General features: G+C 52.3%; 14 protein-coding genes. 6 read left to right on the forward strand and 8 right to left on the reverse strand.

What is annotated here, in order from left to right:
• Positions 1 to 43 precede the first annotated feature (43 nt).
• Positions 44 to 742 (reverse strand): hypothetical protein, encoded by a 699-nt coding sequence (locus AC4IE8_RS17390; RefSeq protein ID WP_490791562.1) that lies wholly within the window; start codon positions 740 to 742, stop codon positions 44 to 46.
• A gap of 514 nt (positions 743 to 1,256) precedes the next feature.
• Between AC4IE8_RS17390 and AC4IE8_RS17395 the strand changes: the two genes are divergently transcribed.
• Positions 1,257 to 2,729: a cytochrome b/b6 domain-containing protein gene (locus AC4IE8_RS17395; RefSeq protein WP_490791563.1), complete on the forward strand. Its 1,473-nt coding sequence runs from the start codon at positions 1,257 to 1,259 to the stop codon at positions 2,727 to 2,729.
• Positions 2,730 to 2,754: 25 nt separating this feature from the next.
• Here the strand turns inward: AC4IE8_RS17395 and AC4IE8_RS17400 are convergent, their stop codons facing one another.
• The gene (locus AC4IE8_RS17400) at positions 2,755 to 3,174 is read right to left on the reverse strand and encodes a hypothetical protein (RefSeq protein ID WP_068987519.1); all 420 of its coding nucleotides are present in this window, start codon (positions 3,172 to 3,174) and stop codon (positions 2,755 to 2,757) included.
• A 491-nt stretch (positions 3,175 to 3,665) separates the two neighbouring features.
• Here AC4IE8_RS17400 and AC4IE8_RS17405 point away from each other — a divergent pair, with 491 nt between their 5' ends.
• The 4 genes from AC4IE8_RS17405 (at position 3,666) to AC4IE8_RS17420 (ending at position 5,674) form a co-directional block, all read left to right on the forward strand.
• Positions 3,666 to 4,088, forward strand: a complete 423-nt coding sequence (locus AC4IE8_RS17405; protein ID WP_068987517.1) for a c-type cytochrome — start codon at positions 3,666 to 3,668, stop codon at positions 4,086 to 4,088.
• A 43-nt stretch (positions 4,089 to 4,131) separates the two neighbouring features.
• A complete protein-coding gene (locus tag AC4IE8_RS17410) occupies positions 4,132 to 4,569 on the forward strand; it encodes a DUF302 domain-containing protein (protein ID WP_083225857.1) in 438 nt (145 codons plus the stop codon).
• A gap of 62 nt (positions 4,570 to 4,631) precedes the next feature.
• Entirely contained in the window at positions 4,632 to 5,162 is a 531-nt protein-coding gene (locus tag AC4IE8_RS17415; protein ID WP_490791590.1) for a TlpA family protein disulfide reductase, read from the forward strand.
• Between the two features lie 74 nt (positions 5,163 to 5,236).
• A complete protein-coding gene (locus AC4IE8_RS17420) occupies positions 5,237 to 5,674 on the forward strand; it encodes a c-type cytochrome (RefSeq protein WP_490791564.1) in 438 nt (145 codons plus the stop codon).
• Positions 5,675 to 5,813: 139 nt separating this feature from the next.
• On the opposite strand, the gene AC4IE8_RS17425 is transcribed toward AC4IE8_RS17420, so the two are convergent.
• The 6 genes from AC4IE8_RS17425 to AC4IE8_RS17450 form a co-directional block, all read right to left on the reverse strand.
• Positions 5,814 to 6,560, reverse strand: a complete 747-nt coding sequence (locus tag AC4IE8_RS17425; RefSeq protein WP_490791565.1) for an ankyrin repeat domain-containing protein — start codon at positions 6,558 to 6,560, stop codon at positions 5,814 to 5,816.
• Positions 6,561 to 6,638: 78 nt separating this feature from the next.
• Positions 6,639 to 7,547, reverse strand: a complete 909-nt coding sequence (locus AC4IE8_RS17430; protein WP_490791566.1) for a sulfurtransferase — start codon at positions 7,545 to 7,547, stop codon at positions 6,639 to 6,641.
• Positions 7,547 to 8,476 carry a metal ABC transporter solute-binding protein, Zn/Mn family gene (locus AC4IE8_RS17435; protein ID WP_490791567.1) on the reverse strand — a complete coding sequence of 310 codons (930 nt, stop codon included), beginning with the start codon at positions 8,474 to 8,476 and terminating at the stop codon, positions 7,547 to 7,549. Before AC4IE8_RS17435 ends, AC4IE8_RS17430 begins: the two co-directional genes overlap by 1 nt.
• 23 nt (positions 8,477 to 8,499) lie before the next feature.
• Positions 8,500 to 9,075, reverse strand: a complete 576-nt coding sequence (locus tag AC4IE8_RS17440; RefSeq protein WP_068987510.1) for a hypothetical protein — start codon at positions 9,073 to 9,075, stop codon at positions 8,500 to 8,502.
• Positions 9,075 to 10,193: a NapC/NirT family cytochrome c gene (locus tag AC4IE8_RS17445; RefSeq protein ID WP_490791568.1), complete on the reverse strand. Its 1,119-nt coding sequence runs from the start codon at positions 10,191 to 10,193 to the stop codon at positions 9,075 to 9,077. The genes AC4IE8_RS17440 and AC4IE8_RS17445 overlap by 1 nt, the downstream gene beginning before the upstream one ends.
• 232 nt (positions 10,194 to 10,425) lie before the next feature.
• Positions 10,426 to 12,777 (reverse strand): multiheme c-type cytochrome, encoded by a 2,352-nt coding sequence (locus AC4IE8_RS17450; protein ID WP_490791569.1) that lies wholly within the window; start codon positions 12,775 to 12,777, stop codon positions 10,426 to 10,428.
• An 871-nt stretch (positions 12,778 to 13,648) separates the two neighbouring features.
• On the opposite strand from AC4IE8_RS17450, the gene lon reads away from it, so the two are divergent.
• On the forward strand, positions 13,649 to 16,030 hold the full coding sequence (gene lon / locus AC4IE8_RS17455; protein WP_068987507.1) for an endopeptidase La: 2,382 nt from the start codon (positions 13,649 to 13,651) through the stop codon (positions 16,028 to 16,030).
• The last annotated feature ends 15 nt before the right edge of the window (positions 16,031 to 16,045 follow it).

Genomic DNA, 16,045 nt, shown 5'->3' on the forward strand with positions numbered 1-16,045 from the left:
CCCCTCTGGATGGTTCCTTTCAATCTTTGAATATCAAATATTTTTATTTATTGAATACCACATCTTCCAGAATAACCGGATAGAAGTACCCATAACCGAAATCCTTATTGGTAAACAATTGGCCTTTAGCAACAACTTCATCTCCGACACGGATTCCGGCTTGAGTCGTACGCAGAATGATCTTGTGATTCTTCGTCTGTTTGCTACCGGTTCCATCTTCCAGATGCACCCAATCCCGGCCCATGATCTGGCTGGAGATTTTTGATACTTTGCCTTTCACTTCAATCACACTGCCACTCAAATCCTGCTTTTTCTCAAAGATCTGCTCTACCGTAAAGCGCCCTACCGGGTCACCCAGCTCGATGGGTGGCTGTGGCGCCGCGATCGGTTTTGGCGGCTGTTTGTTTTTTGACGGCTGAGCATGGGCTTTGGTCGGAAGTGATTCGCCTTTGCTGATCGCCTCGACAAACAGGATCCTGTCAAAGGTTCTGTTCAATGTCTTACTGGTGAAATTCTCCATCAACATCTGTTCGTAAAAACTGATCTTTTCACCAACCTCAACCTGAGTCTCCGGTACAGCAATCCAGTAAACGCTGCTTGCCTCCTCCACCCGGAGATAGGTGTAACCGGCCGTGGAAATTGCCTCCAATACACTGCCCGTATGGGGAATTGCGTCACGATTCGGTGCCGCTCCGGTTTTGCCATAAGCACAGACTTGTCCACTGCCAAGTAGAAGCAACATCGATGCAATCCAGGAAACTACTCTCGTTCTATTCATAACAGTTTTCTCTATTTTGTCGACCTTCGAAACATTCTCTGAAAGTCCATTCTGATCACCTTACCAGATAACTGCGTCAAGTATGGCAGCGTCGTGTCACAATGTTGCACCCGTTAACAGACAACGGCATGAATCACAACAGAACCAGCCAGACTCCACCTGAACACCACATCATGAACCAAATACACGGCATCACCGGGAAAACCCCAATATCACTAGGTATTAATAATCTCTCTCGCAGCATACAAAGCATGAAAGATCGGCACAAGCCATATATATTGTTGTTTACAGGCCAGGGACAATAGTTCGGCACAAACAAACTGAAACACCACTTTCAGGCTCACATTAAATATTCAGTTTCCGGAGGCTACCCGGTAAACCGATCCAGATCGATCAACAGGAAGGCTGTCATTCACTATACCGATCTGTTGAGTGTGGCTGAGAAAATCCCTAGAGGTTGGCTGAACCCGAGTTAAAGATGGCGCAATACCCCTTTCCCTGTCGCTACCACCTGATTCGCAGGTTGGGCATTGCCGGCTGTCTAGTCTGCCTGATGGCTCTGTTCAGCCACTCAGCCTTGGCAGACAGGGGCTTTGAGGATCCCAACGATCCCACTCTGTTCATGCCTGCTGACAAACAACACAGCAGCTGGCTAGAGTCCATTGGCCCAGGACAGGGGCCGGTAAGACGCAACTCCGTCAAGGCGGATGCTCATGAAAATGTAAAATCCTTTTACCACGCCCGCTACTGTCTCAGCTGCCACGAAGGGCAGCAGAAAAATCTGCACTATGCCCGTACCGAACTGGTCTGCCGGGACTGCCACATCTCGAAACCTGTGGCCGGCATAAACAACCCAAACGCGGCGGCCTTTGCGGAACACCGTTACGAGAAGGTCTGCGCCAAATGTCACGAAAACGCCGGCCCCGGCATGGGCAGCTATCTAATCCATGAGAAGCCCCCCTGGTCGAGACAGACCCGGGAAGGATTCCCCGCCCTCTATTGGTCAACCATGGCGATTCTCGCTTTGGCGTTTGGGGTGTTTCTGTTCTTCATGCCCTACACCTCAGTCTGGGCCTGGCGTGAAATCAGACAACACTGGATACAGCGGGGGGAAACCACTCAAGCCGATAGCCAGAGTCTTCTGATAGAACGATTTTCCCCGGGTGAACGTTGGCTGCACACAGGCCTTATCGTCTGTTTCATGCTGCTCTCTCTGACCGGTGTGGCATGGATGACCATCGAAACCGAATTCGGCAAGTTGCTGGCACTTCCATTCGCCGGTGCCGAAGGTGCGGTATGGGTTCACCGACTTTTCGGTCTGATGCTGCTGGGAATATTCAGCGCACATATCATCTACCTGATTCGCTCTGCGGTGATCGGCAAACCTGGCTTTCTCAGAGGACCGGACAGCCTGGTCTGGACCTGGAATGATTTCAAGGCGATTCATCAGCATATGACCTGGCTGTTTGGTCGAAGAGAGCATCCGGTATTCGACCGTTGGTCCTGGTGGCAGAAGTTCGACTACTGGGCGGTTTGGTGGGGACTGGTGATCGTTGGCACAACCGGTCTGGTGATGTTTGATTCAGTGCTCACCACATCAGTATTGCCTGGATGGATGATGAATGTGGCCCGCTGGATCCACAAGGTGGAGGCCATCTTGGCGATGGCTCACATTTTTGTGGTGCACTTTTTTATCGAGAGTTATCGCCCCAGCGCCTTCCCGTTGAATGCACATATTTTCCATGGCGCAGCCGAACTTCAGGCATTGGAGCAGGAGCATCCCGCCTGGATCGAACGCATGCAGAACGAAGGCAATCTACAACAACGCATCATTACCCAGCCACCCCGCGCGGTACAGATCGCTTTCTTTGGATTTGGTTTGAGTATGGTTGCCCTGGGTCTGCTGCTGCTACTGGGCATGCTGCTGTTTGCAGTGGATTTGAGTTTCTAAGGCAGTGACTGCCTACACCAGGCACTCACCACTTGGGACAACGGGTAAAGATGAATTGATAGGTTTTATCTTTCCAGGCCCCACCCCAGATCCGGGTAAGATGCATCTCCTCACCTTCCAGGCGCAGAATTTCAGTCACCGGTGTCCCCCAACCACGAATGGTCTGGGCCTCGCACTCGGTATAGTCGTCATTGCAGTTGAGATCGGCCCTGTGGGTCCGTCCGCTTCGACCGCCACGGATAAATAGACTTCCCTGCTTGACCGCATAGTGGGTGATCATGCGCTTCTTCTCCCGACACCAGTCCCCGATCAGACCAACAGGCTGTTGGGTCGCATCAGTCTGAGCCGCTTCCGCGAGCAAATCCTTACCCGAGAGGAGTACAAAAAGTGTCAGTAACGCCGCCAACCAGCGTCTCTGAAATCGTGTTTGATGAAACAGCTTCACACCTTGCCTCCCGATGAATAATCAGCAGCCCGGAGCCCCATTACCGGTACTTCCTCAAGCTGCTGGGATAATACGATGTCTGTTCCGAAGGGTAAACCTAGTGATCCAGGAACTGTCTCTTTAACTGCTGACTTCGGAATCTCTGGAACGGTCTGTTCATATCCATGTTTTTCGATTGAACGATTCGTTCAATTTCACAGCCTTTACAGGCAATCAACAAGCCAAGGATCAACTGTTAACGATCTCGGAAGGATTCAGCCTGGAGACGCCTTAGGCCGATGATTCCCCAACTTTCAAACATATATCGGCCCCTTACCGTTACCGGTCAATTCCTGCAAAGGGAAACCGACAAAACCCACTTCGACTGGCATGGATATTGCGACATACTCAAGTTAGCAAAACCCATGCTGTATTAAACACATACGCGGAACTCTCTCAGTAGAAACTTCTGTTTCTACTTCAGCAGGTTTCCAGTTTTTAGGAGTTTTTTGATGAAGAAGTTTGCTCTGATTGCCCTGGCTATTGTCATTGCCCTACCGCTGGCCAGCGTTGAAGTGATGGCGATGGATGATGCCAAAAAGATTAAAAAGATGGTGAAAAAGGGGAAGAAAGTCGCCATTAAGCAGTGCTTTGCCTGCCATGACATCACGGCAGAAAAACAAAACAGGGTTGGCCCACCACTCTGGGGGGTGTATGGAAAATCTGCCGGTTCAGTGGAAGGCTATGAATACTCTGCTGCACATCTCAGCAAAGCGGATTCCATCGTCTGGGATGAAGCAACGCTCGACGCCTATCTGCAGGATCCCAAAGCGCTCATCCCGGACAATAAAATGGCGTTTCCTGTTGTCGGCGTGAAACCGATGTCGGATAAGCAACGCAAGAACGTAATCGAGTTCTTGAAGTCGTTAAAGTAATCGTCCGTATTTTTAAGATCCAGCAGTCAGGAGATCATTAATCATGAGCCGTTTACTAAGGGGTATTACCCTACTCCCATTGTTAACCCTGTTAATGATTACCCCACTACTGGCAGCCGATGGTGATCTGGTAAAAATCGAAGCCAAGGCCTCTGCCAACGAGATCGTGGAAAGCTTGAAAAAGCAGCTCGCAGAACAGCGTTTCAAAGTCTTTTCTGTCTACGACCACGGTGATGCAAACTCTGTGAAAAAGGTGATCGCATTCGGCAAATCAAACCAGAATGCGCGCATCATGTGGCACGATCCCGCCGCCGGATTGGAGTTACCGCTTAAAATTGCAGTATTCCAGGATGATGTGGGCACCCGGGTGATCTACCGCAAACCCAGCTCTCTGCGCAGCACCTACAGCCTGGAGGATTGCCGCCTGCTGGATGACCTGGACCAGGTATTCGCGCAGCTGGCACAGCAAGCCGTCCAGTGACTTATTTCAAACCTCGCAGCACTCAGCTGCTCCTGCTTGGACTTATCCTCATCTCGGGGCCTGTGGCAGCAGAGCCGCAGGCTCCGCAAGGATGCCAAAGCCAGGCATTCGGAAGCGGTCATTTCCGTGCTTATGCCGACCCTAAACCGGTTTCCAGAAACGCGTTTTATAACAGCGAAGGGCAAAAGGTCCCTCTTGATACGCTCCCAGGCCCACGTGCGTTACTGGTCAATTTCTGGACTACCTGGTGTACCCCTTGCCGAGAGGAGATGCCATCCATGGATCGGCTTCAGGCTCGCATCTCACCGGACCAATTGATGATCCTCCCTCTGGTCCGGGACGGGAAGGGTGTCTCGGAAGCAAACCGATTCTATCGAACCCATGAAATCACCCATCTGCCGGTTGCAGCTGACCGGTTTGGTAAAATCTCCTACGACCACAGGATCGGCGCCCTGCCCCAGACCCTGTTTGTCGATCAGCAGGGTATGGTAAAAGGGATGCTGATCGGTGCGGTGGATTGGGAAAGCAAGCCAGTCCTGCAGTTGCTGAGCAACTGCCTCGATGTGAGTTTAAACGAAGCTAGTTTGCGTTAGGGCCTGTTAACCCTAATCCAACAGCCCCTAGTACTGATCCAATTGATTACTGCACTTAACCAGTAAGAGGAAACATGAAACTTCTTGCCAGTCTCAGTTTGATTTTAATGCTGCTGCCAGCCACCGCCACCACGGATGACAGTGTGGAGGAGATCTATCACTATTGCTCAAGAATCATGGAAAATGCCTCCAATCATCTGAAAGCTCTGCAAGGTTATGTAAAGGGTGAACTGTCGATCGAAAACCACATCCCAACCCATGTGGATGCATTGTTGAACCTCAATGATATCTACCAGGATCTATTCCCGGCCGGGGATCAACACCCGGAGTCAGAGGCACTGGCCCTGATCTGGAGCGATCCACGAGGGTTTCAAAGCGCCATACAGCACAATCGCCGTAAGATCATGGCGCTTAAAACGGTCGACCCAAGTGATATGAAAACAATGAAACGAGCTGTCAACGATGTGCGCATGAGTTGTGGTGACTGTCACTACTATTTCAGAGAGCGATGAACACTGATGGCACCAATAGACAACAATCAACAATTAGACAGATGATTCCAATCCCTGTCATACCTGAATATATGAAACGTAATGATTGACTACCTTATGAGTGAGTAATCCTTCACTATTTTTATGAAGAAATTTTCGCCTACTCCTGGGCTACGGTTCTATCGCCACACTTCAACAACACTGACATTTCGCGCTTTTCCAGTTTGTTGGCAAAATCGCAGGCATCCACAACGTCCTTCTCCATTTTCAGATAGTCTGGCGCGATCATCGTCTGTTTCACATCAGCACCATACTCGAGCAGCTGCTTGACCAACTCCTGATTGCCTGTATTGATGGCATACATGAGCGGTGTCAGATCCTCTTCACTGACCCGATAGTTGACGTCCACGCCATTCTCCAGCAATAACTTGACCGCTTCCCCCTTCTCCTCACTGACAGCCTCTTGCAGAAGCGTCCTGCTGAACATGGTTGTCACATTCAGATCCAATCCCTGTTGGATCGCCTTTTTCAGTTGTGCATCCCGATCCAAAATGCCAGGTTCATACAGCACCAATTGAAGCAGCTCCCCCTTCTCAACAGCCCCTTTATAGGCCTCACATCCGGACTCGGAACCATAGTCACAGGCAAGCTTGGTATACTTGTAGGCTTCAACGATATCTTTTGTTTCAATGCCGAACTTGATCTCACCTTCAAAATAGGCAGAGGCCAGAACCAGGCAAAGCTCACCACTTTTCTCATCCACACAGTAGCTTTTCAACTTCTCTCCTGCCTCTTTGTACTGCAGCTGAGAAACAAGCGCAGTAACCTCTCTCTGCCAACCGAAAGGCGTCCCTTCCGCGATTGCCAGGAGAGGCAGAACAAGCAGGCCCAAGAGTGGGAGAATCATTTGTTTGATGTTTTTTCCATTCAAGCTGTAATCCTGTTGCATTTTGATTACCTACAGATCTGAATTGAGTTAAAAAACTTAACCGATTGGGCCACCCATATCATCGGTACTGTCATGCATCTCGCCACCCCAGTCTATCCACTCCACCAGGGAGCCATCATAGAGCCGGGCATTCGGGTTTTGCAGAATCTGGTGCAGCACAAACCAACCCAATGCGGCCCAGACACCGGTATCGCTGAATGCGGCAACTGACCCTGTTGTCTGGATGTCATAACGCTGAAACTCCTGCTGCAGTCTCTCCACTGGCAGGAACCGCCCGGTATTCTTATCCAGCAGACGCACAGGCGGTATCCCCACACCATCGTAAATCGTGCCCCCTTCAGCTACCTGCGGATCACGCTTGTAGCCATCAAAATAGAGGCTTGGGCGGAAATCAATTACCGGTCTGTTGTTGTCCAGCAGATCCTCCACCCGATTGCTGTCGGCCAAAAGATCAGGCTGCCAATTGATGGTGCACCGCTTCGCCTCAATGGATGAGATACCCTGTTGCAGATCATCACTGGAGAGAGACTCAATACCTCCATCCAACAGCGCCACCTGCTGAAAACCAGCCATCATCAGGCTCCAGACAACACGCGATGCCTCTGCAATTTGCCTGGGACCTCTGGCGGATCCGACGACAATCACAGACTCCTGCCCCGCCAATCCGAGACTGCCCAATAGAGCTGCCAGTCCATTCTCACCGGGCAGGTACCCGGGCAGTCCGTAACGCTCAACCTGCCAATCGAGCTCATTGAAACCGGCCCAGCGGGATTGCGGCCAATGACCTGCCATGAATTCGGCACGGGATCTGACATCAAGCACAACAACCTCATGTCGGTTCTCGGAGAGCCAGGTTCCATTCACCAGTACCGGTAACGAGGCAGACAAAAGATCCAGTGGCCCGAGACATCCCAGCAGCGCCAGGATGCGTAACAGCGAATCCATCAGGAGCGGATCACACAATCATTCAGTTTGGAGGCCAGATTGCCAAACCACTGAAAATAACCACCCGTGGTTTTCGGCATCTGTTGACCGGCGGGATCCAAAACCACCCGGTTCAATCCGGCCTGATCCAGCACCGACATAAGATGCTGATCAAAAGGTTCTGCCGCCACCACACACTTAGCCCCTCTGGCCTTGGCTTTATCGACGATATCCTGGGCCGTTCCACCGGCAGGGACCGTATGCAGCTTATAGCGCTGTTCAAGGTATTGAAACTCATCCTGCAGGACCACAAACGGCTGACTGCTGGCTTCATGCAGAAGCTTGTTAACCCGGATATCCAACTCCCACAGGGCCTGAATAATCTGATCCGAGTTACCTTGATAAGCCCAGTGGTTGCGTTGATCCAATCCCTGATAGACCATGGTGATCGCTTCCAGGGCCGCCATCGCGTTTAATGGATCGAGCCAGTACATGGTGTCGATCATGCCTTCCGGCCGAATCGTCTGCACCATGCCATAGCCCTTGCCCAGAGACTCCATGTGCGGATCTTCATCTTCATTCGGACCCTTCCAGTCTGCCGGAGTCCGCTTGGCCAGCTGATGCACACCTGCCGCATCGATCAGCGAGACAGCCGCCTGACCGGATTCACTCAACTGTCTACCAAGTTCGGGCTCGAGTGTCGCACCACTCCAGAAGAGTACGGTAAGACCGGTGGGGATCTTCCAATCCCCACTCTGGTCCCGCTCCACCAACACAACCTCCACCGGACTGCCCCAGGCCAGGGCAGATGCCAGTGTAAACATGGGCGGTTGGGTAACCCCCACGCGAAAACTCTTTTGTGAAGTCTGTTCGCCGTTCATTTCACCGGCAACCAGCGGCGTCATTACGCCCAGGCAGAGTGCAATGACTGTTACGAAGAATTTAGCCATAACGCCTCCTCTCCCATCCATGCCTATTCAGCACTCGCTGACTGACTGTTTTTGGCCAATTGACCTTTCACTTTGCTCAACAACGCTTGATAGGGTCCCAACTCAGCCAGGGTGAGATGGCGCACGCCACTGTGAGAGTTGAAGGTCACCACGATCTTGTGTCCCTGCTCCATCTCCTTGAGGATTTTCGCAGCGATATCGGGAGAGATCATCAGATTGTTGCCTTTCGGTGCCGTGATCTTATGCCGACTCTGTTTATCGATACCGATGGTAACCGTTGTTCCGGCCTTGAAACCCTGATAGGTGGCAACCACAAAACCAACCGAATCGGGCGTCCATGCAGGCCCCAGCTGGATAAAATTCTTCGCTTTCCACTCACCGAACTGCTCGATATGAAACATACGGCAGTAGACCTTGCTCTGCTCCATCTCATCGCAAGTCGCCTTCCAGGTTCCCGCCCGCTCTTCGAACAGGTGATCCCGTTTCATCGGCGTCTGCTGCGCCTGCATGCCGGGCTCATCGGCTGCTTTGGCCAACGCAGGAGCAACTCCGAATCCAATCATCGAGAGTAACAGAGCCGTTGCAACAGGCTTGTTCATCAATCTGCCTCCGAATCGTTACGTGCGCCACGCAGCACCCAATTACTGACCAATTGTAACTGCTCCTGGCTCAACTTGGTGTAACGGCGCATCTCCTTCAGGTTATTGCGCCAATCAAACATGATCCACTTATCCCGCGGATAGGTTTTATGGCACAAGTTGCAGTCCAGCTCATGGAGATCGGTCACATACTCCCAGTAGCGCTCCTCGCTTGGTCCAATCGCACTACGGGGCACCCATCCGGTGAGTTTGATCCGGTTCCAGGTCAACTCATACTCAGGCTCCAGCTTGCTCTCGATTTTCTCTACCCGATCCATGCCGTCAAAACTCATCTTAGCCAGAGCGACAGCCCGATTGAAGTCGATGAAGATCTGGCTACCCTCTTCCCTGTCCCAACCTTCGCTTGATACCTGAACCCAATCCCCCTCCTGTTTAACAACCACCAATGGCGTACCGCCATATAACGTTGCCAGAGGATCGTCGCCACCCGGGGTTGCGGTCAATGCCACTTCATGGGGTACTACCACGGCTTGATCAGCCAGTTGAGCACTGTGCGCCTCAGCCAGATATTCGGCCTCCATATCCCCGTAGAGCTTCTCCATGTTCGGCAGTTTGTGAGCAATGCCTTTATGACAGTTGATACAGGTCTGCTCACCGCTCAGCAGCTTTTTGTGCATCTTTTGCGCCAGTGAAGTCTGCTTTTCAGTCAGCATGGTTTCATTGGTATGACAGTTGCGGCACTCACGGGAGTCACTCTGTTCCATGGTCGACCAGACATTCTGTGCCAGCTGCAGACGGTATACTTCAAACTTCTCCGGAGTATCGATGGTACCCAGCGCCCAATGGTAAAGCTCTTTGGTCGCCTGAATTTTACGCACCAGTTTTGCACCCCAGGGTTTCGGCACATGGCAATCTGAACAGATCGCCGGAACCCCCGAGGGATTATGGGCATGGGCCGACTGCTCATACTCTCCCTGCACAACATTCATTTCGTGGCAGGAAGTACAGAATTCATAACTATTTGTATATTCCATGAAGGTGTTGAAACCACCCCATAGAATGATGCCGGCGATGATACCGACACTCAGCGTCAACCAACTGAAAGCTTTCATTTTCATCACATTCCTACCAATTAGTTCCGCCAATCAACACGAGAATTGTCATTCACTTTGTCATCAAGACCTCTTGTCGGCCAAAGGCTGGACGCTGTAAAGCATGCAGCCTCTCTGATCAACACCGGCATCGATGATGATCATAGCGCTCAAATCGAGGGGGAAGGAAAAAGTGGAGCCAGTCCAGAGGACTGGCTCCATCCATTCAGGTGGTAATCACCTGTTTACTACACCGCCCTTACTTCTTCTGGGCAGCAATCGCTTTCAGCGCTTTCTTCATGAACTGCTGGTGCTCGAAGCTATCCATAACGCCAGGTTCGGATACCTTCTGCCAGAAGTCAGGATTGAAGCGCTCTTCGTGACAACCGAGGCAGACACCGGTCTTCTCGATGGCGTCACGCTTATCGTCTGGCAACGGACCAGTCAGCGGCCAGTGAGAACCTACGGAACTCAGCTGCTCGCCATCCTCAGTAACAATCGCAGACCAGTCATAGGTCAGACCGGGGATACCGGGGATCTGAACCTGGGTCTTCTGAGGAATGATCTTACCCGTGGCAGAGTCCTTCAGATCCAGTACGAAGTCCTTATCGGCACCCAACAGGAAGCGACCGCCTTCTACACCGTAGCCCAATGCCTTTGGATTGTCGTGACAGGACTCACAGCTACGGGCACTACGGCCAGCGGTGTGAGGCTGCACGGCAGCGGTATCGATACCGGGACCTTCAGGTGTTTCCCAGATCTTGTTGTTGACCAGGGTCTTGCCATCTTTGTCGATAACCGTCGTGGTTACCTGACAACCAGGCATCATCGGGCTGACGCGACCTTCACCATTGATACCGAGTACCGGAGTCTCCCAACGCAGGTAGGAGCGGGTCTCCATGACTTTACCAGGGCTCTTCATGCCGTTGGTGCCAGGAGGCGCATCCGGAGTCAGACCGGTCTTGGGATCACGATTACTGGCGTTGACCAGCCAGTCGGTACCCTCATTGCCTTTCGAGTAGTCGACGGTGACGTGACAACCGTAACATTGTGGTACCCAGTCAGCGTGACAGGCGTAGCACTCCATGTTGTTCTGATGTTGAGGGATCAGGAACATGGAAACTTTCGCCAGGGTCGACTTGAAGGTGCCTTCGTCTCCGATCTGTTTCAGCAGAGGTACTCTGAAGTCCAGACCGTTGGCGGAGTGGACGATAACGTCCTTACCCTTCTTCACCACATTACCCAGCGGGTTACCGCGAGCAGTCAGCAGGTAGCCATCTTGAGGTTCATACTGAGTGGCGTCTTTCATGTACTCAGGCCATTTCTTGCCGAGACCGCGAGGCTTGGTGTAGGCGGTCGGTAGACCGTCTTTCATCTCACCAAACTCTTCGCCACGACCCAACGGCAGATCCCAAGGCAGTTTGTTGAAGGTGCCGTGGCAGTCTTCACACTCGACCTCGACCTGAGCCAGGGTGGTACCCGGGATATTGCCATCACCATGCAGATCGATGGTGGTATGACAGTCCTGACAGAGCATGCCACCCTGAGGATTACCGGCAATCGAGTTCATCTCATGGTGCAGATCTTCCTTGATGAACAGGTAACGTTTGGTGTGCATCTTAGGCTGCTTCTTACCCTTTTCATTGAAAGGAGAACCGTATGGCGCTTCCATGATGCCCTGATAACTCACGCCGACACGCTTACCGCGGTTATGACAGGAGACACAGGTTTCAACCGGAATACCGGAGAACTCAACATCACCAACCTTAACCTTGGTCTTACGGGTGCCCTGCATGCGGTGAGTCAGGATATGGCCCGCTTCATCCTTCTTGATGGTTGGATCGCCACCTTCATAGTAGCCATCATTGGAGTAAGGCACGTGACAGGCGGAACAGCCGGAACCACGGTAGTCACCACGCTTATCGCGACCGGTCACACCAACATGACAACGCTGACAATCATGACGGGAGTAGGTCAGACCCGCATGGTTGGGATTGTCGGTCAGTTTCTCCAGATCAACCTGTGGCAGCTGTTTCAGACGCTTCGGCATCTGATCCGGATGCTTCTTGACGAAGTCCTTCATGTACTTCTTGTAGGCCTTGGTACCAACCAGAGGTACAGGACCATCGTCGTCCATCACATCATAGTTGCCCCAGACAACCTTCATGTCTTTCTGGTAACCCCATGACCACATGTTACCCTGCAGTTTACCTGCCTCAGTATTCATCAGGGATTTATTCAGACGGTCATAGTATCCAGAGTGGCACTGGCCACAGGCTTGGTCGTTAACTGGCATGGCGCCAGGATCGGGCAGGAAGTTTTTAGGTCCACCCTTTTTCGCTAGTCCGGCGGGGGAGCCCATATGGGCTTTCATTTTATCTTTTTCTTCTTTCGGGTTACCACCATGACAGACCACACAGCCGGCCGGGTCTCCCAATTCTGCACCCATCTTTTCAATGTCTTCCTGCATCACACCATCACTAAAGCGTTCTATGCCGTCGTGACATGCCAAACAGGCTTTGCCTTGGGCCTCAGCTACAGGGGTCAGCGTATTGCCTCCGCTTCCCCAAGCAACCAACGCCACTACTGCAAGTAGTGCTAGGCGTTTCATTATCAGACTCCCAATATAATGGTTAAAAAATGCATCCGACCAGCGGAAGCGACGAACACGGGCAACTGCCCCATCAATTTTTCTTCCTCAGCATCGCTCTCCCCTGCAATGCAAATGCGCATAACGCACACAACAGAAGTGCAAGATCTGTACCAAGGCCGCCGGATATGATTCAGAGTGAGATAAAAGCCCGTTCAAGCTGTGGATTATTTTTGAGTGACAGGCAGATAAACCGGGGCTTTCAAAGGGTTATAGATGACTACCTATTTGTAGCTATTTTGGGCTACTCACAAATGGAATGGGGGACCTGGGGCACAGTGAGGTAGCAACCTATTGAACGAATCGTTCAATCACCTTCCCTTCAGGTGAATAAACCGTTCCAACCAAACAAAAAACCAAGAGAAACGGTAAGTTATAAATGATCGGTTTCGTTTGCAGAGAAAAACCGGTTCAGTAAATAAACAGCAATCGACTAATCGCTGTGTTGCCATCCACGGCAAGCGAAGCGGTCTTAAACCAACATCCAAGATCTCAGCGGTTCGTAAGCTGGCGCTTGAATGATCAACTCCCGGCAGTAACCGGCTCCAGACTCCCCAGGAAACCACTGTCTGTATCCAGTCTGACCCGAGGGACTTGCAACTGAGGCAACCGTCCCCATATCTCACTGACCACCGGCAGACTCTGAGAGATAATCTCTGTGGTGATCAACAGTCAGCTGAGACATTGTCCGATTGTTAATGCAAAATGGTGGAAAGTGATCCGATAAACTGAGCATAAACAAACCACCGAGAGCCGCACCGAATAAGTCTCTGTTACGATTTTTTCAGGTCAGACCAATCACGCAGAGCAACTGCAAACTGAAGGTAGCAAGATGTCAGAAGAAGAATACACCCAAGACGAAAACGTCGAAGTCATCAGCGGCAATACCCTGGCACGCCCCAATGAGGTGTTACCGGGCCTGATCCACCTCCTGCCTGTCTCCGCACGTCCCTTCTTTCCCGGCCAGGCGGTGCCACTGCTGATGGAACAGGAGCATTGGGATGCAACCATGGAGGAGGTGGCCAACTCCACACACATGCTGCTTGGTGTGGTCCTCTCTTCATCGGAAAGCGCTGAGTCTGCCACGCCACAGAGTTTCAAACAGATCGGAACCGTCTGCCGGGTTCATCGCATTCAACGATCAGAAGGCAGACTGCAGGTTCTGGTTGAGTGCCTGCAGCGGTTTCGCATCAAAAAGGTGGTCCATGGGAATACCCCATTTACCGCCAGTGTCGAGTATCTTCCGGAGCCCGCCAGTGACAGCAAAGAGATCAAACCCTATGCGGTGGCGATCATCAACACCATCAAGGAGCTGCTGCCGCTGAATCCTCTCTATGCCGAGGAGCTGCGCATGTTCCTCGACCGGTTCGGCCCGGATGACCCTTCCCATCTAACCGATTTCGCCGCCAGCCTGACCACTTCAGACAAATTTCAGCTGCAGGCGGTGCTGGAAACCGTCGAGCTGCTGCCACGGATGGAGAAAGTCCTCGAACTGCTGCATCGTGAGCTTGAGGTGGTCAAGGCCCAGGCCTCAATCCGTAAGACCGTCGAAGAGCGGATGGAAAAACAGCAGCGTGATTTTCTGTTGAGGGAGCAGCTGAAGGCGATCCAGCAGGAACTGGGGATTGAAAAGGATGACCGTACCGCGGAACTGGACAAGTTCAAAGAGCGCCTGGAAAAACTGACACTCTCCGAACAGGCTCAGGCGAGGGTCGATGAGGAGATGGGCAAACTGGCGGTGCTCGAACCGGGCTCACCCGAATATTCCGTCACCAGAAACTATCTGGATTGGATCACCCTGCTCCCCTGGGGGATCGATTCAGAAGACAAACTCGATCTGCAGTTTGCCCGCAAAACCCTGGATAAGGATCACTACGGACTGGAGGATGTGAAAGAGCGCATTCTGGAGTTTCTCGCGCTCGGTATCATGAAAGGCCAGATTGCCGGATCGATCATCCTGCTGGTTGGCCCTCCCGGTGTCGGAAAAACCTCCATCGGCCACTCCATCGCCGAAGCCCTGGGCCGAAAATTCTATCGCTTCTCTGTCGGCGGTATTCGTGATGAAGCCGAGATCAAGGGTCATCGGCGCACCTACATCGGCGCAATGCCCGGGAAATTCATCCAGGCAATGAAAGATGCCGGTACCGAAAACCCGGTGATCATGCTCGATGAGATCGATAAGATCGGCGCCTCCTACCATGGCGATCCAGCCTCGGCCCTGCTCGAGGTACTCGACCCGGAACAGAACAGTGACTTTCTCGATCACTATCTCGACCTGCGCTTCGATCTCTCGAAAGTGCTGTTCATCTGTACGGCCAATCAACTCGATACCATTCCACGCCCGCTGCTCGACCGCATGGAGACCATCTCCCTGTCGGGCTATATTGCCAGTGAGAAGTTACAGATTGCACGTAAATACCTGGTGCCGCGCCAACTTGAAAGGGCCGGCCTGAAACGTCGGGATATTAAACTCAACAGTCCGCTGCTGCGGGCCATTATCGAAGGTTATGCCCGGGATGCGGGGGTCCGCAGACTGGAAAAACAGATTGGCAAGATTGTCCGCAAGGCGGTGGTAAAAATACTCGAGGGGGCAAAAAAGCCTATCGACGTAACCCTAGACAATCTCAAGGACTATCTGGGTGGTCCACTGTTCAAAGATGAGCGAAACCTGAGTGGCGCCGGTGTTGTGACCGGGCTTGCCTGGACCGCCATGGGTGGTGCGACGCTGAACATCGAGGCGGTTGCCACACATGAATTCAACCGGGGTTTCAAACTGACCGGACAGCTTGGCGACGTGATGCGTGAATCGGCTGAGATCGCCTATGGCTACGTCGTCAGCCAAGCCGAACATTTCGAGGTGGATCAAAGCTTCTTTCAAAAAGCCTTTATTCATCTTCATGTGCCTGCCGGCGCCACCCCAAAGGATGGCCCCTCTGCCGGTATCACCATGGCTTCTGCCCTGCTCTCTCTGGCGAGAAGCAAACCGGTGCGCAACATTGCCATGACCGGTGAACTCACCCTCACAGGACAGGTCTTCCCGGTCGGCGGAATACGCGAAAAGGTGATTGCCGCCAGGCGCGCCGGGATCAGGGAGCTGATCCTACCGGAGGATAATCGCAGCGACTATGAAGAGGTACCGGATCATATCCGGAAAGGACTCAAGGTCCACTTCGCTTCAGTATTTGAAGACGTGGTGCCGCTGCTGTTTCGTTGAAGCCAGTATCGAGAA

The sequence above is a fragment of the Candidatus Thiodiazotropha sp. AKAK2 genome, from assembly GCF_058244685.1.

Bases quoted from the DNA above. Each gene is read 5' to 3' on its own strand.
- AC4IE8_RS17390 (WP_490791562.1), bottom strand. From the start codon at position 742: ATGTTGCTTCTACTTGGCAGTGGACAAGTCTGTGCTTATGGCAAAACC.
- AC4IE8_RS17395 (WP_490791563.1), top strand. From the start codon at position 1,257: ATGGCGCAATACCCCTTTCCCTGTCGCTACCACCTGATTCGCAGGTTG.
- AC4IE8_RS17405 (WP_068987517.1), top strand. From the start codon at position 3,666: ATGAAGAAGTTTGCTCTGATTGCCCTGGCTATTGTCATTGCCCTACCG.
- AC4IE8_RS17410 (WP_083225857.1), top strand. From the start codon at position 4,132: ATGAGCCGTTTACTAAGGGGTATTACCCTACTCCCATTGTTAACCCTG.
- AC4IE8_RS17420 (WP_490791564.1), top strand. From the start codon at position 5,237: ATGAAACTTCTTGCCAGTCTCAGTTTGATTTTAATGCTGCTGCCAGCC.
- AC4IE8_RS17425 (WP_490791565.1), bottom strand. From the start codon at position 6,560: ATGATTCTCCCACTCTTGGGCCTGCTTGTTCTGCCTCTCCTGGCAATC.
- AC4IE8_RS17430 (WP_490791566.1), bottom strand. From the start codon at position 7,547: ATGGATTCGCTGTTACGCATCCTGGCGCTGCTGGGATGTCTCGGGCCA.
- AC4IE8_RS17435 (WP_490791567.1), bottom strand. From the start codon at position 8,476: ATGGCTAAATTCTTCGTAACAGTCATTGCACTCTGCCTGGGCGTAATG.
- AC4IE8_RS17440 (WP_068987510.1), bottom strand. From the start codon at position 9,075: ATGAACAAGCCTGTTGCAACGGCTCTGTTACTCTCGATGATTGGATTC.
- AC4IE8_RS17445 (WP_490791568.1), bottom strand. From the start codon at position 10,193: ATGAAAATGAAAGCTTTCAGTTGGTTGACGCTGAGTGTCGGTATCATC.
- AC4IE8_RS17450 (WP_490791569.1), bottom strand. From the start codon at position 12,777: ATGAAACGCCTAGCACTACTTGCAGTAGTGGCGTTGGTTGCTTGGGGA.
- lon (WP_068987507.1), top strand. From the start codon at position 13,649: ATGTCAGAAGAAGAATACACCCAAGACGAAAACGTCGAAGTCATCAGC.